This window comes from Streptomyces sp. NBC_01408 (assembly GCF_026340255.1).
In the GTDB taxonomy this organism is placed as follows: Bacteria; Actinomycetota; Actinomycetes; order Streptomycetales; family Streptomycetaceae; genus Streptomyces.
The window spans coordinates 3,727,968-3,742,595 of the sequence record NZ_JAPEPJ010000001.1 but is presented as its reverse complement, the minus strand read 5'-3'; the positions used below and the strand labels follow the sequence as shown (position 1 = coordinate 3,742,595).

13 protein-coding genes and 1 pseudogene are annotated in these 14,628 nt (G+C 72.5%); 6 read left to right on the top strand and 8 right to left on the bottom strand.

The window, feature by feature from the left end; all coding sequences use genetic code 11:
- Positions 1-22 precede the first annotated feature (22 nt).
- The 3 genes and pseudogenes from OG447_RS17060 to OG447_RS17050 form a co-directional block, all read left to right on the top strand.
- Positions 23-697, top strand: a pseudogene (locus tag OG447_RS17060) (SDR family NAD(P)-dependent oxidoreductase); the annotation flags it as partial.
- Between the two features lie 335 nt (positions 698-1,032).
- The gene (locus tag OG447_RS17055) at positions 1,033-2,241 is read left to right on the top strand and encodes an S-adenosylmethionine:tRNA ribosyltransferase-isomerase (protein WP_266938912.1); all 1,209 of its coding nucleotides are present in this window, start codon (positions 1,033-1,035) and stop codon (positions 2,239-2,241) included.
- Between the two features lie 282 nt (positions 2,242-2,523).
- The gene (locus tag OG447_RS17050) at positions 2,524-3,180 is read left to right on the top strand and encodes a transglycosylase SLT domain-containing protein (protein WP_266937471.1); all 657 of its coding nucleotides are present in this window, start codon (positions 2,524-2,526) and stop codon (positions 3,178-3,180) included.
- A 104-nt stretch (positions 3,181-3,284) separates the two neighbouring features.
- Here the strand turns inward: OG447_RS17050 and OG447_RS17045 are convergent, their stop codons facing one another.
- Complete coding sequence (locus tag OG447_RS17045) at positions 3,285-5,894, bottom strand: FHA domain-containing protein (protein ID WP_266937470.1); 2,610 nt, start codon at positions 5,892-5,894, stop codon at positions 3,285-3,287.
- Positions 5,895-6,190: 296 nt separating this feature from the next.
- Here OG447_RS17045 and OG447_RS17040 point away from each other — a divergent pair, with 296 nt between their 5' ends.
- On the top strand, positions 6,191-7,762 hold the full coding sequence (locus tag OG447_RS17040) for a glycosyltransferase family 39 protein (RefSeq protein ID WP_266937469.1): 1,572 nt from the start codon (positions 6,191-6,193) through the stop codon (positions 7,760-7,762).
- Between the two features lie 114 nt (positions 7,763-7,876).
- Complete coding sequence (serB, locus tag OG447_RS17035) at positions 7,877-9,076, top strand: phosphoserine phosphatase SerB (RefSeq protein ID WP_266937468.1); 1,200 nt, start codon at positions 7,877-7,879, stop codon at positions 9,074-9,076.
- Between the two features lie 125 nt (positions 9,077-9,201).
- On the opposite strand, the gene OG447_RS17030 is transcribed toward serB, so the two are convergent.
- The 4 genes from OG447_RS17030 to OG447_RS17015 all read right to left on the bottom strand — a co-directional run bounded on the left by OG447_RS17030 (position 9,202) and on the right by OG447_RS17015 (position 11,671).
- The gene (locus OG447_RS17030; protein WP_266937467.1) at positions 9,202-9,723 is read right to left on the bottom strand and encodes a histidine phosphatase family protein; all 522 of its coding nucleotides are present in this window, start codon (positions 9,721-9,723) and stop codon (positions 9,202-9,204) included.
- Between the two features lie 89 nt (positions 9,724-9,812).
- Positions 9,813-10,028, bottom strand: coding sequence for a hypothetical protein (locus OG447_RS17025; RefSeq protein WP_266937466.1), 216 nt, complete (start codon positions 10,026-10,028; stop codon positions 9,813-9,815).
- Positions 10,029-10,178: 150 nt separating this feature from the next.
- A complete protein-coding gene (locus OG447_RS17020) occupies positions 10,179-10,298 on the bottom strand; it encodes an SGM_5486 family transporter-associated protein (RefSeq protein WP_266937465.1) in 120 nt (39 codons plus the stop codon).
- Between the two features lie 5 nt (positions 10,299-10,303).
- Positions 10,304-11,671, bottom strand: a complete 1,368-nt coding sequence (locus tag OG447_RS17015; RefSeq protein ID WP_266937464.1) for an MFS transporter — start codon at positions 11,669-11,671, stop codon at positions 10,304-10,306.
- Between the two features lie 57 nt (positions 11,672-11,728).
- Between OG447_RS17015 and OG447_RS17010 the strand changes: the two genes are divergently transcribed.
- A complete protein-coding gene (locus OG447_RS17010) occupies positions 11,729-12,415 on the top strand; it encodes a FadR/GntR family transcriptional regulator (protein ID WP_266937463.1) in 687 nt (228 codons plus the stop codon).
- Between the two features lie 21 nt (positions 12,416-12,436).
- Here OG447_RS17010 and OG447_RS17005 read toward each other — a convergent pair whose 3' ends face one another.
- The 3 genes from OG447_RS17005 to fabG all read right to left on the bottom strand — a co-directional run bounded on the left by OG447_RS17005 (position 12,437) and on the right by fabG (position 14,595).
- Positions 12,437-12,865, bottom strand: coding sequence for a hypothetical protein (locus OG447_RS17005; protein ID WP_266937462.1), 429 nt, complete (start codon positions 12,863-12,865; stop codon positions 12,437-12,439).
- A 234-nt stretch (positions 12,866-13,099) separates the two neighbouring features.
- Positions 13,100-13,870: an enoyl-ACP reductase FabI gene (gene fabI / locus OG447_RS17000; protein WP_266937461.1), complete on the bottom strand. Its 771-nt coding sequence runs from the start codon at positions 13,868-13,870 to the stop codon at positions 13,100-13,102.
- 5 nt (positions 13,871-13,875) lie between these two features.
- Positions 13,876-14,595 (bottom strand): 3-oxoacyl-[acyl-carrier-protein] reductase, encoded by a 720-nt coding sequence (gene fabG / locus OG447_RS16995; protein ID WP_215061506.1) that lies wholly within the window; start codon positions 14,593-14,595, stop codon positions 13,876-13,878.
- Positions 14,596-14,628: the final 33 nt, after the last annotated feature.

Below are 14,628 nucleotides of genomic sequence, written 5' to 3'. Positions count from 1 at the left end.
GGACGGAAGGCAAGGTGCGGTCATGGCGGTGGCGATGGTGACGGGGGCCTCGCGGGGGCTGGGCCGGGCGCTGGCCGGGGAGCTGGCGGTGCGCGGCTGGGACCTCGTACTGAGTGCGCGGGGCGAGCGGGCTCTGGAGGAGACGGCCCGGTCGGCGCGGGCGGCGGGGGGCCGGGTGAGCGCGCTGGCGGGGGACGTGTCCTCGCAGGCGCACCGGGCGGCCCTGGTGGCGGCGGCCGGGGAGCTGGGCGGGCTGGACCTGCTGGTGAACAACGCGGGGGTGCTGGGGGCGGAGCCGCTGGTACCGCTGGCGGTCCACTCGCTGGACGGGCTGCGCGAGGCCTTCGAGGTCAATGTGGTGGGCCCGCTGGGGCTGATCCAGGAGGGGCTGCCGCTGCTGCGGGCCGCGGAGGCGGGGGCGGTGCTGAACATCAGCTCGGACGCGGCGGTGGTGGCGTACGAGACCTGGGGTGCGTACGGGGCGACGAAGGCGGCGGGGGATCTGATGTCGGGCGTGCTGGCGGTGGAGGAGCCGGGGCTGCGGGTGTGGTGGGCGGATCCGGGTTCGATGCGGACGCGGATGATGGCGGCGGCCGAGCCGGAGGAGGACCTGACGGGGATGCCGACGCCGGAGGAGGTGGCTCCGCTGCTGCTGCGGCTGGTGGCGGAGCGGCTGCCGAGCGGGCGGTACACGGCCGGTCGCCTGGCGGCGGGCCGGGCCGACGACGAGCGGGCCGGGGCCGGGGCCGGGGCCGGGGGCGATGGTGGCGGGCCGGACGCGGAACCCGGCGGGCTGGTCGCCGGGGTCGACGGCACCGCCGGGGCGGAACCCGGCGGCACGGCGGGGGCCGAGCCCGGCGGCACGGCGGGGGCCGAGCCCGGCGGCACGGCGGGGGCCGAGCCCGGCGGCACGGCGGGGGCCGAGCCCGGCGGCACGGCGGGGGCCGAGCCCGGCGGCACGGCGGGGGCCGAGCCCGGCGGCACGGCGGGGGGTGCGCGGTGAGGACGCGGGCTGGGGGCGGGGGTTCGGCGCTGCCGGAGAAGGGACTGTATATAACGGACATTCCGCCGGGCCTTCCGGCCCGGGTTCCGGCCGAGCAGCGCGGGCCGGGGCTGGGGCGGGACGCGGTGCGGCTGCTGGTCTCGCGGGGCAGCGAGCGGGTGTCGCTGCAGGCCTTCCGTGAGCTGCCGCGGCTGCTGCGGGCCGGGGACGTCCTGGTGGTGAACACCTCGGCCACGCTGGCGGCCGCCGTGGACGGGCGGCTGGGCCGCGAGGACGTGGTGGTGCACTTCTCGACGCGGGGCGACGGGGAGTACCCGCGGACGGAGTCCGGGGAGGGCCGCTGGGCGGTGGAACTGCGGGACCCGGCCGGCCGGGGGACGACCCGGCCCCGCGCCGGGGGGCCCGCCGGGGCGGTGGTCGAGCTGCCGGGCGGGCACCGGCTCCTACTGGAGGAGCCCCTCGTGGCGGGGGCGGACCGGCTGTGGTGGGCGCGGCACCGCGGACCCGAGGGGGGCCGTGGCACGGCGCGGGCGGACGTACCGGGGCTCCTGCGGGCGTACGGGCGGCCGATCCGGTACGCGTACACGGAGCGGGACCAGCCGCTGTCGGCGTACCAGACGGTGTTCGCGGTGCCGGGCGCCGACGGGGCGGGATCCGCGGAGATGCCGAGCGCGGCGCGGCCCTTCACCGCGGAGCTGGTGGCGCGGCTGGTGAGCCGGGGGGTGCAGTTCGCGCCGCTGACCCTGCACACGGGGGTGGCCTCGCAGGAGGCGCACGAGCCGCCGTACCCGGAGCGGTACGAGGTGCCCGCGACGACGGCGTGGCTGGTGAACGCCGCCAGGGCGGCGCGACCAGGAGGGGCGGCGCGCAGCGCCTCGATGAGGGGTGGTGGCCGGGCGACGGGCGGGCGGGTGATCGCGGTGGGGACCACGGCCGTGCGGGCGCTGGAGTCGGCCGCGGACGGGGCCGGGGTGGTGCGGGCGGCCGGGGGCTGGACGGATCTGGTGGTCACGCCGGAGCGGGGGGTGCGGGTGGTGGACGGGCTGCTGACCGGGCTGCACGAGCCCGAGGCGTCCCATCTGCTGATGCTGGAGGCGGTCGCCGGGCGTGCCGCCGTACGCCGCGGGTATGCGGAGGCGGTGGCCCGGCACTGCCTCTGGCACGAGTTCGGGGACGTCCATCTGCTACTCAGGGATGAGACCCGTGACTCATTGAATTGCTGTAGCAACTCACGGTGAGACTGTTACGTGCTCGATGTGAGCCCGCGCATAGGACGCACGTCACTTACGAAGGTCCCTAGTGGACAGGTAAAGGTCCCGTCAGCACGGGCGGGCGTAGCGCCGAGGCCGTAATTCCGGCCTCGGCGCCGGTGCGTGATCCACTAAGCGGGATCGTAGGTCACACCTTTGCCAGGCGATTTTGCCGCCGCTAAGAATTGCTCCCGTCGCACAGCACCGCGGATCCCCGGATCCTCACGGCGCCTTCCTGCGGCCCCCGCTATTCGAAGAGGTTGCCCCGCCATGTCTGCTTCCCGCACTCCCGGTCACAGTCGTCTGACGAAGGCACACAAGCTGTCCCTTGCCGGTGTCGCCACGCTCAGTGCCGCCGCCGTCGCCTTCTCCCTCGTCCCGGCCGGTGCCGTCGAGGCCCAGACGGTCGCCGTCGCCCCCGTCGCCTGGACCCAGGCCGTCGACGGCGCCCAGGCGAAGGCCGTACAGCAGCACCTCTCCGTGCAGCAGGCCGTCGCCGCCAAGAAGGCGACGGACGCCGAGAAGGCCAAGGCCGAGGCCGCCGCCAAGAAGGCCCGCGAGGCGAAGGCGGCCGCGAGCCGTTCCGCCGCCCGCGCCCCCGTCTTCGCGAACAACCTGGACGGCTGGATCAAGGAAGCCCTCTTCATCATGAAGAAGGAGGGCATCCCGGGTACCTACCAGGGCATCCACAAGAACATCATGCGCGAGTCCAGCGGTAACCCGATGGCGATCAACAACTGGGACATCAACGCCCAGAACGGCATCCCCAGCAAGGGTCTGCTCCAGGTCATCCTCCCGACCTTCAAGGCGTACCACGTCAAGGGCACCAAGTTCGACCAGTACGACCCCGTCGCCAACATCGTCGCCGCCTGCAACTACGCGGCCGACCGGTACGGCTCGATGGACAACGTCAACAGCGCGTACTGAGCCTGTGGCGATCTGATCCCCCGCGCGCCTCAGGGCGGCCCCCGGACTTCCGGTGGCCGCCCTGAGGCGTTCGTGCGTGGTGCGCGGTGTTGCCGTGCGCGGTCCTACTTGCGCATGACCTCGGGCTCGTGGCGGCGCAGCAGGCGCGCCACCAGGAAGCCGCAGGCGATGCCCATGACGAGCAGGACGGCGATGTCCAGGCTCCACTGGCCGACCGTGGCGTCCCAGAGCGGGTCGGTGTTGGTCGGGTTCTCGCGGTCCCACGGCGGCATGAGCACGCCGAGGTTCAGCGTGGTGCCCGCGGCGGCGACGGCCCAGCGGGACGGCATCAGCCAGGCGAACTGCTCCAGGCCCGGGGAGTCGTACACCTGGAAGAGGATGCCGGTGAAGACGACCTGGATGATCGCGAACATGACCAGCAGCGGCATGGTCTTCTCGGAGGTCTTCACCAGCGAGGAGATCACGAGGCCGAACATCATCGAGGTGAAGCCGAGCGCCGTGACCGACAGGCAGAGCTCGACGGCGGGCGGCATGAGCAGGCCCTCGGCGGGCAGCTCGCGCGGGAAGAAGCCGATCCCGCAGATGATCACGGCCTGGACGGCCGTGATCAGGCCGAGGACGATCACCTTCGACATGAGGTACGCCGACCGGGACAGGCCCGTCGCGCGCTCCCGTTCGTAGATCACCCGTTCCTTGATCAGCTCACGGACCGAGTTCGCGGCGCCCGAGAAGCACATGCCGACACAGATGATCAGCATGATCGTGCCGGCGTCGCCGTTGAAGTTGGACGGCGGCTTCGGGGGCGCGAGGCCGAAGGTCGCGGGGATGACCGTGGAGACCACGCCCAGGACCGCCGGGAGGATCAGCATCAGGGCCATGAAGCCCTTGTCCGACGCGATCACCGAGAGGTAGCGGAAGATCAGCGTGAACAGCTGGGAGCCCCAGGCCTGCGGCTTCGGCGGGTTCACCTGCTGCGGAGTCGGCATCGCGACCGACTGCGGGGCGACGGCGTCGATGTCGGCGGCGTACAGCTGGTAGTGCTGGGAGCCCTTCCAGCGGCCGGCCCAGTCGTAGTCGCGGTAGTTCTCGAAGGCCGAGAAGACGTCCGCCCACGTGGTGTAGCCGAAGAAGTTCAGCGCCTCGTCCGGCGGGCCGAAGTAGGCGACCGAACCGCCCGGGGCCATGACCAGCAGCTTGTCGCAGATGGCCAGCTCGGCGACCGAGTGCGTGACGACGAGGACCGTGCGGCCGTCGTCGGCGAGGCCGCGCAGCAGCTGCATGACGTCGCGGTCCATGCCCGGGTCGAGGCCGGAGGTGGGCTCGTCCAGGAAGATCAGCGACGGCTTGGTGAGCAGCTCCAGCGCCACGGACACGCGCTTGCGCTGACCGCCCGAGAGCGCGGTGATCTTCTTGTCCTTGTGGATGTCGAGCTTGAGCTCGCGCAGCACCTCGTCGACGCGGGCGGCCCGCTCGGACTCGGCGGTGTCGCCGGGGAAGCGGAGCTTGGCCGCGTACTTGAGCGCCGTGCGGACGCGCAGCTCCTTGTGCAGGATGTCGTCCTGCGGGACCAGGCCGATGCGCTGGCGGAGCTCCGCGAACTGCTTGTACAGGTTGCGGTTGTCGTAGAGGACGTCGCCCTGGTCGGCGGGCCGGTAGCCGGTCAGCGCCTTGAGCAGGGTCGACTTGCCGGAACCGGAGGGTCCGATGACTCCGATGAGCGACTTCTCCGGGACGCCGAAGGTGACGTCCTTGAGGATCTGCTTGCCGCCGTCGACCGTGACCGTGAGGTGGCGGGCCGAGAAGGAGACATCGCCGGTGTCGACGAACTCCTCGAGGCGGTCGCCGACGATCCGGAACGTCGAGTGGCCGACGCCGACGATGTCGTTCGGGCCGAGCAGGACGGTGCCGGACTTGGCCAGCGGCTGACCGTTGACGTACGTGCCGTTGTGGCTGCCGAGGTCGTGGATCTCGAAGCGGCCGCCGGGCATCGAGCGGAACTCGGCGTGGTGGCGGGAGACCTGGAGGTCGGAGACGACCAGCTCGTTCTCCAGCGCACGGCCGATGCGCATGACGTGACCCAGCGAGAGCTGGTGGAACGTGGTCGGGCTGCGGTCGCCGTGGCCGGGTGCCGCGCCCTGCGCCGGGCCGGACGCGGCGGGGCCGCCACCCTGCTGGTGCGGGACGTGCGCCTGCGGCTGCTGCTGAGCGTGCTGTTGTTGCTGCTGCTGAGCCTGCTGCTGCCAGGCCTGCTGCGGCTGCTGTTGCGGCGCCTGGTAGGCCGGGGCCTGCTGTTGTGCGTACGCCTGCGCGTGCTGGGGCTGCTGGGCCGCTGCCTGCGCGGGCGCCGCGGCGGCCGCCCCCGCCCCGACGGGATTCAGCCGCGGGCCGTCGGTCGCGTTGCCCAGGAAGACCGGCGTGCCGGGCACGAGTTCGGCCTGCTGGACCCGAGCCCCGTGCACGTACGTGCCGTTGGTGCTGCCGTGGTCCTCGATGCCCCAACCACGGCCGTTCCAGCTGATGGTGGCGTGTCGCCACGACACCCGTGCGTCATCGATCACCACATCGCCCTGGGGGTCTCGCCCCAGGGAGTACGACCTGGACGGATCAAGCGTCCAGGTCCTTCCGTTCAATTCCAGTACGAGTTCCGGCACTCCAGCCCCACTTAAGTCCCCCGAGAATCCCCCTGCGTCAGGGAGTCTAGGGATGGCGAACATCCGGGGGAACTATTTCAGGCCTGCGGCCACAAGTGGAATCCGGGCCCGCCCGGCTGTCCGTGGCGGCGTGTCGACGGGGGCCGAAAGTCACCCGATGAGTGTGATAAAGGGACTTCTCGCCTGGCCCTCACGAGGGCCGGGGACCGACACTACGAGGGCCTCGACCGGGACGGCGTCCTACAGGATTTCCCTCACAGTGGGGCGCCCGGGTCCGCACCCGCCCCCGGGCCCCGGCAGAATGGCTGTCCGACACCTCCGCTTCCGCCGCGCCGCCCGGCGCCACCTCCAGGACTGCAATGACGCGTACAGATCACGCCGCGACGGCCGAGACCGAGCGACCGGCCCAGCCGCTCGGCCCTCGGAGCGCCGCCCGCAGAGCGCGGCGGGCCATCCGGCGCCGGCCGATATCCGGGCTGGTCTGGCTGCTGCCCGTACTGGCGACCCTGGCCACCGGGCTGTTCCGGATCAGCACCCCCGTGCTCTGGCACGACGAACTGGCCACCCTCACGGTGGTCCGGCGGCCGACCGGCGCGCTGCTGGACATGCTCCACAGCGTGGACGCCGTGCACGGCGCGTACTACCTGCTGCTGCACTACTGGATCGGGTTCTTCGGCGAATCCCCGGCGATGCTCCGGCTGCCCACCGTGCTGGCCATGGCCGCGGCGGCGGGCTGTGTGGCGCTGGCGGGCAGGCGGATGTTCGGCGCGCGGGCCGGCCTGGCCGCCGGCCTGGTGTTCGCGCTGATCCCGGCCGTCACCCGGTACGGGCAGGAGGCCCGGTCCTACGCCCTCGTGGTGCTGGTCGCCGCGGCGGCGCTGCTCCTGCTGCTGCGGGCCCTGGAGCGGCCGGGGCCGGTGCGCTGGTTCTGCTACGGGGTGTCGGTGGCGGCCGTCGGCTACCTCCACCTGGTGTCCCTGGTCTTCCTGGGCGCACACGCCTTCGGGGCGGCGCTGTACTGGTGGAAGGACCGCGGCAACCGGCGGATCCCGGTCGGCTTCGCCGTGGCGGCCGTCCTCGGCGTGGCCTCGACGTTCCCGCTGATCAGCCTGGGCGGCGGCCAGGCGGGACGCCAGATCAGCTGGATCCCCCGGCCTCGGCTGAGCGACCTGGCCGGCATCTGGCCGCAGGTCTTCTCCAGCACCGCGCTGGCCGCCGCGCTGTTCCTGGCAGCGGCCCTGGCCTGGGGCAGCGACCGCAAGCTGTCGGCCCTCTTCGGCACCGTCTCGGCCGTGCTGCCGGTGGTGATGATCTGGGCGATCTCGCAGCAGGGCGACGTCTCCTACTTCATGCCGAAGTACCTGTTCTTCGTGCTCCCCGCCTGGGCCGTGATGGCCGGGGCCGGGATCGCCCTGGCGCGCGCACGCGGGGTGGTGGCGGTGCTGCTGGTGCTGGCCGTGATGGTCCTCCCGGACCACGTCACGATGCACCGCCCGCTCTCGCACGCCGCGTACACCTACCCCGAGCCGGTCCCCTTCGTGCCGCTGGACTACCGGGCGGCGGCCGGGGTCGTCGCCGCGGGCTACCGGCCGGGCGACGCGGTGGCGTACGGGCAGCAGCGGGACCAGGTGTGGTGGGGCGTGGACACGGGCGTCCAGTACTACCTGCCCCCGCACATCAAGCCGCGCGACGTGCTGCTCGACAAGACCGGCGAGCAGCGCGACGACCTGTGGCCCTCGCTGATCGGCGACCCGGCCGCCTCGCTGGACACCACCCCGCCGCCGCGGATCTGGCTGGTCTCCAAGGACGACGGCGGCGACCCCTTCACCACCGTCCTGCCCGAGCACGCCAAGGCCCTCCAGGACCGCTACACGCAGACCAGCTTCAAGCAGGTCTCGGGCATCTCGGTCGCCCTGCTCGTGCGCCGCTGAGGCCGGCCGCGGGCGCGGACCGCGCCCGTGGCCGCACGCCCCCGGGCGAGGCCGGTCCCGGAGGGTGGGACGGGGGTCCTGGGCCGGGGGCGGGGAAGATACGGTGAGAACACCATGAGCGCTTCGCAGACCTCCGACGCCCCCACTCTCCTCGTCAAGATCTTCGGCAAGGACCGTCCCGGGATCACCGCCGGGCTGTTCGACACCCTCGCCGCCTACTCCGTCGACGTCGTCGACATCGAACAGGTCGTGACCCGTGGCCGCATAGTGCTGTGCGCCCTGGTCACCCAGCCCGCCCCCGGCACCGAGGGCTCGTTGCGGGCCACCGTCCACAGCTGGGCCGAGTCACTCAAGATGCAGGCCGAGATCCTCTCCGGTACGGGTGACAACCGCCCGCGCGGCAGCGGCCGCTCGCACGTCACCGTGCTCGGGCACCCGCTCACCGCCGAGTCCACGGCGGCCATCGCCGCCCGGATCACCTCGGTCGGCGGCAACATCGACCGTATCTTCCGGCTGGCGAAGTACCCGGTGACGGCCGTGGAGTTCGCCGTCTCCGGTGTCGAGACGGAGCCGCTGCGCACCGCTCTGGCCACCGAGGCCGCGCACATCGGCGTGGACGTGGCCGTGGTCTCGGCCGGGCTGCACCGCAGGGCCCAGCGGCTGGTCGTCATGGACGTGGACTCGACGCTGATCCAGGACGAGGTCATCGAGCTCTTCGCCGCCCACGCGGGCTGCGAGGCCGAGGTCGCGGAGGTCACCGAGCGGGCCATGCGCGGGGAGCTGGACTTCGAGCAGTCGCTGCACGCCCGCGTCGCGCTGCTGGCGGGGCTGGACGCCTCCGTGGTGGACAAGGTCCGTGCCGAGGTGCAGCTGACCCCCGGTGCCCGGACCCTGATCCGCACCCTGAAGCGGCTGGGCTACCAGGTCGGTGTGGTCTCCGGCGGGTTCACGCAGGTCACGGACGATCTGCGGGAGCGGCTGGGGCTGGACTTCGCCTCGGCCAACACCCTGGAGATCGTCGACGGGAAGCTGACCGGCCGGGTCACCGGCGAGATCGTGGACCGGGCGGGCAAGGCCCGGCTGCTGCGGCGCTTCGCGGCGGAGGCCGGCGTACCGCTGGCCCAGACGGTGGCGATCGGCGACGGGGCCAACGACCTGGACATGCTGAACGCGGCCGGGCTGGGCGTGGCCTTCAACGCCAAGCCGGTGGTCCGCGAGGCCGCGCACACCGCGGTGAACGTGCCCTTCCTGGACGCGGTGCTGTACCTGCTCGGGATCACCCGTGAAGAGGTGGAGGCCGCCGACCTGGCGTGAGCACGGGCGAAGACGCGTACGGGCCCCGGCGGGCAGGACTGCTGCCGGGGCCCGTTCGCGCGTCACCGGCCGGCGGCCACCCGGTCGGCGGACGGCCAGTCGGCGGTGGTGGTCGGCGGTGGTGGTCAGTGGTCCTTGGGGGTCCAGAAGTCCAGCAGCGTGGCGACGCCGTGCTCCAGGGACTTCCACGAGCCGGTGAAGGAGACGACGGCGAGCGCCGCGGTCGGGAACCCCGTACGGCTCATCCGCGCCAGGGTGTCGCCTTCGGCGCGCCCGGAGAGGGCGTCGGCGAGGGCGTGCATGCCCGGGTTGTGGCCGATGACGAGGAGGTCCGCGACGTCTTCGGAGGTCTCGTTCAGCAGGGCGATGAGCTCGCCCAGCGAGGCGTCGTACAGCCGCTCCTCGTACGAGGTCTTCGGCCGGTGCGGCATCTCCTGGACGGCGAGCTTCCAGGTCTCGCGGGTGCGGGCCGCGGTGGAGCAGAGGGCCAGGTCGAAGGCGATGCCGGTCTCGGCGAGCTTCAGACCGACGGCCGGGGCGTCCTTGCGGCCTCGCTCGGCCAGCGGGCGGTCGTGATCGGCCACCTGGGGCCAGTCGGCCTTGGCGTGCCGGAGGAGGGTGATCCTGCGGGTTGTGTCGGCGCTCATGGATCCCAGCTTCGCATGAAACGGGCCATGGGGCGCAGGGCGTTGGAGGGCCGCCGCCCGGTGCTGGGGCGCACCCGGCGCACGCGGGATCAGCCGACGGCGCGCAGCAGCTGCTGGGTGACGTGGAGCAGGCCGGTGGCCTCACCGGCGGCCGCGTGGGCCTCGGCGGACCCGGCGAGGAGCAGCAGGAGGAGGCCGAATCCGAGGGCGGGCAGGGCCAGCGCCCACCAGTGCAGACGGGCGTCGGCGCCGGTGCCCGCGCGGGGGCCGGCGGGGAGGGACCGGGAGTGCGTGGGGGCCGACATGGCCGCCTCCGAGGGGTGCGGACTGGAGCGGGCTCGTTCTCTTCGAATCTATGGATCCGAAGGAGCGGTTCCCATCCGGGGCGCACCCCACTTCACCCTGAGCCTGGCCCCCTAGGGGGTGGTGGGGCTAACCCCACCAGCGGCGGGCGGTCAGGGGGAGGCGATCGTCGCGATGACCGCGATGATCACGGTCACGGCGAGCATCGCGCCGAGCACGAGGCCGAATTTCTTGCGGCCGTCCTGGGGGTTCGGTTCGAGTACGGGCGACATGTCCCTCAGTCTCGCATGCCGCATTCGTCCTCGATGGTGCGGTCCCGGCCCGCCAGGATGCCCAGCGCGATCTGCGGGACCAGGAGTCCGGCCATCAGGGCGAGCGGCAGGTCCCAGCCGCCGCTGTGCTGGTAGAGGGTGCCGATGAGCAGCGGGCCGGGGATGGAGATGAGGTAGCCGGTGCACTGGGCGAAGGCGGAGAGCTTGACGACCCCGGCCGGAGACTTGGCGCGCAGTCCGATCAGGGTGATGACGAGCGGGAAGGCGCAGTTGGAGACGCCGAGCAGGAGGGCCCAGGCCCAGGCGCCGGCGACCGGGGCGAGGTAGAGGCCGAGGTAGCCGACGAGGCCGAAGAGGCCGAGGGTGGCGGCGATGGCGCCCTGGTTCTTCATCCGGCCGGCCAGACCCGGGATGACGAAGGCGAGCGGGACGCCCATGACCATGGTGACGGCGAGCAGCACGCCGGAGGTGGAGGCGGAGACCCCGGCGTCGCGGAAGATCTGCGGGAGCCACCCCATGGTGATGTAGGCGCCGGTGGCCTGGAGGCCGAAGTAGCAGGCCAGGGCCCAGGCGGTGCGGCTGCGGACGACCTTCGGGCCCGTGTCGGCGCGTACGGGGCCCGGTACGGCGCCGCGTGCTGCCGCCTCCTGGGCGACGGCGGCCCGCTCGGCGCGGCGGGAGGCGCGGGCGATGGGCAGCCAGGGCAGTACGGCGGCCAGGGCGAGCACGGCCCAGACGAGCAGGCCGGTACGCCAGCTGCCGCCCAGGGCGGCGGTCATCGGGACGGTCGCGGCGGCGGCGAGCGAGGTGCCGGCGGCCAGGGCCATGGAGTACAGGCCGGTCATCGTGCCCACGCGGTCCGGGAAGTAACGCTTGACGATGACCGGCAGGAGGACGTTGGTGACGGCTATGCCGGCCAGGGAGAGGGCACTGGCGGCGAGGAAGGCCGCGGCGTTGTCGGCGAAGGGCCGGATCAGCAGGCCGGTGGCCACGGCGGCCATGCCGGCGCAGACGACGGCGGCGGGGCCGAAGCGGCGCGAGAGCCGGGGCGCGGTGATGCCGAAGACGGCGAAGCAGAGGGCGGGGACGGAGGTGATCAGTCCGGCGACGGCGCCGCTCATGCCGAGGCCCGTGCGGGTCTCCTCGAAGAGGGCGCCGAGGCTGGTGATGGCGGGCCGCAGGTTGAGGGCGGCCAGCACGATTCCGACGATGAGCACCGGGCCGAGCCAGGCCGGCTGCGCCGGTGCGCGCGGGGTGGTGAGGGCGGCGGCCGTGGCGCGCTCGGCCCCGGGCCCGGCGCCGCCGGGGGCCTGCCGCGGGGCCGTTCGGGCTCCGGCCGGCCGGCCGAGCGTGGTGACTTCTTCGTCGGACATTCAACCATCATAGAATCATGGGATGATTGGTTGTCCAATTGCTCTTGAGAGGAACCCATGCCGCTGACCTCGCCACGGCGCTCCGCCCTCGTCGACCAGGTGATCGCCCAGCTGCGGAACCAGATCACCTCCGGCGAGTGGCCGGTCGGTTCCCGCATCCCCACCGAGCCGGAGCTGGTGGAGCTGCTGGGCGTCGCCCGCAACACCGTCCGCGAGGCCGTCCGGGCCCTCGCGCACAACGGGCTCCTCGACATCCGGCAGGGTTCGGGCACCTACGTGCTGGCCACCAGCGAGCTGGCCGGGGTGATGCACCGCCGCTTCGCCGGAGCCGACCCGCGGCACGTCGCGGAGCTGCGCTCGACGCTGGAGTCCTCGGCGGCCCGGCTGGCGGCGGAGCGGCGGACCGAGCGGGACCTCGTACAGCTGGACGCGCTGCTGGCGCGGCGCGAGGAGGCCTGGGCGAGCGGGGACGCGGAGCTGTTCGTGGCGGCGGACGTGAGCCTGCACATGGCCGTGGTGACGGCCTCGCACAACGACGTGCTGATCGAGCTGTACGCGGACCTCGGGGACCTCGTGGCCGACTGGCTGCGGACGGACGTCGGGGCCGAACTGGACCCGGCCGCCCACCTGGACCACTCCCGGCTGATCGAGGCGATCCGGCGGGGGGACGGGGACGCGGCGGCCTCCGAGGCGGCGGGCTACCCGTTCGCCTGCCTCGGCAAGGGCACGGGCGCGGCTTCGTAGGCGTCCGCAGGGCGGCAGCGGTCAGGCGCGCCGGTGGCTGACCCAGGCGGAGCGGACTTCCTTCCAGCAGCGGCCGGCGAGGGCCACCCGCCCGGCCGGGCCGACGGCCACGGGGGCGGCGTCCCCGTCCACGTCCCACCAACGGTCGCATTCCACGTGCAGCGACACCAGGTCGGTCTCGGGATAGCTGTTGTGGCAGTACGCCGTCACCTGTGACCCGTTGATCACGGTGTCGCAGTCCGCGCCGAAGAGTTCCCGCTCGGCGCGGGACGGGGGCCGTACGGGTGGCTCGGCGGGGATCTCCGCGAGGTCGACCACGGCGGGGGCGGCGTCGGGGCCGGGCGCCGACTCGCCGTTCACGGGCTGCGCGGCTGCCCCGGGGACCAGGAGCCCGGTCAGGATCACCGAGGTGACCAGCAGCGATACCGCTCGGCTCGGTCTCGCGCGCACTCCTACCTCCTCCCCGCAGGAGCCGGGAAGATCCCGACTTGGACAGTTTGCAGCTATCTGTCCTGGTTTTCGACTCGGGAAGATCCGGTCAGACGGCGCACATCTGATCGAGTGCGCGGGCCCGGCCGAAGGGCTCGGCCGAAGGACCGGCCGAAGCACCCGGCCCACGGAAACGGCGACGGCCGCGCCCCCGGAAGGGAAGCGCGGCCGTCGCCGTACGGGATGCGGGAGCCGTCAGGCACCCATCGCGTGCAGACCGCCGTCCACGTGGACGATCTCGCCGGTGGTCTTCGGGAACCAGTCCGACAGCAGCGCGACGACGCCGCGGGCGGCCGGCTCCGGGTCGCTCATGTCCCACTCCAGCATCGAGCGGGAGTTCCAGACGTCGGCCAGCTCGCCGAAGCCCGGGATGGACTTCGCGGCCATGGAGCCGATCGGACCGGCCGAGACCAGGTTGCAGCGGATGTTCTCCTTGCCCAGGTCGCGGGCGAGGTAGCGGCTGGTGGCCTCCAGCGCGGCCTTGGCCGGGCCCATCCAGTCGTACTGGGGCCAGGCGAACTGCGCGTCGAAGGTGAGGCCGACGACGGCCGCGCCCTCGTGCGAGAACAGCGGCTTGCACGCCATCGTCAGCGACTTCAGCGAGAACGCCGAGACGTGCATCGCCGTGGCGACCGACTCGAACGGCGTGTTCAGGAAGTTGCCGCCGAGGGCGTCCTGCGGGGCGAAGCCGATGGAGTGGACGACCCCGTCGAGGCTGCCGAGCTCGTCGCGGACGAGGGTCTCCAGCCGGTCCAGGTGCTCCTGGTTGGTGACGTCGAGCTCGATCACCTTGGCGGGCTTGGGCAGCTTGCGGGCGATGCGCTCCGTCAGCGTCGGCCGCGGGAACGCCGTGAGGATGACCTCGGCGCCCTGCTCCTGGGCGAGCTTGGCGACGTGGAACGCGATGGAGGACTCCATCAGCACGCCGGTGACGAGGATGCGCTTGCCCTCGAGAATTCCACTCATGGTGATCAGTGACCCATGCCCAATCCGCCGTCAACGGGAATGACGGCTCCGGTGATGTACGCGGCGTCGTCGGACGCCAGGAAGCTGACGGCTGCCGCGATCTCCTCGGGCTGCGCGTAGCGGGCGAGCGGCACCTGGGCCACGATGCCCGCGCGCTGCTCATCGGTGAGCACCTTCGTCATATCGGTGTCCACGAAGCCGGGGGCGACGACGTTGAAGGTGATGTTGCGGGAGCCCAGCTCACGGGCGAGCGACCGGGCGAAGCCGACCAGTGCCGCCTTGGAGGCGGCGTAGTTGGCCTGTCCCGCCGAACCGAGCAGCCCGACGACCGAGGAGATCAGGACGACGCGGCCCTTCTTGGCACGGAGCATGCCACGGTTCGCGCGCTTGACCACCCGGAAGGTGCCGGTGAGGTTCGTGTCGACGACCGAGGCGAAGTCCTCCTCGGACATCCGCATCAGCAGCGTGTCCTTGGTGATGCCGGCGTTGGCCACCAGCACCTCGACCGCGCCGTGCTTGTCCTCGATCTCCTTGTAGGCCTGCTCCACCTGCTCGGAGTCGGTGATGTCGCAGCGGACCGCGAGGACGCCCAGGGAGGTCAGCGCCTCCGGCGGTTCGCCCGACCGGTACGTGATGGCGACTTTGTCGCCGGCCTCCGCGAAGGCACGGGCGATGGCGAGGCCGATGCCCCGGTTTCCTCCGGTGACGAGAACCGAGCGGCTCAACAGATCACCCTTTCGCTCAGCGGTGTGAATACC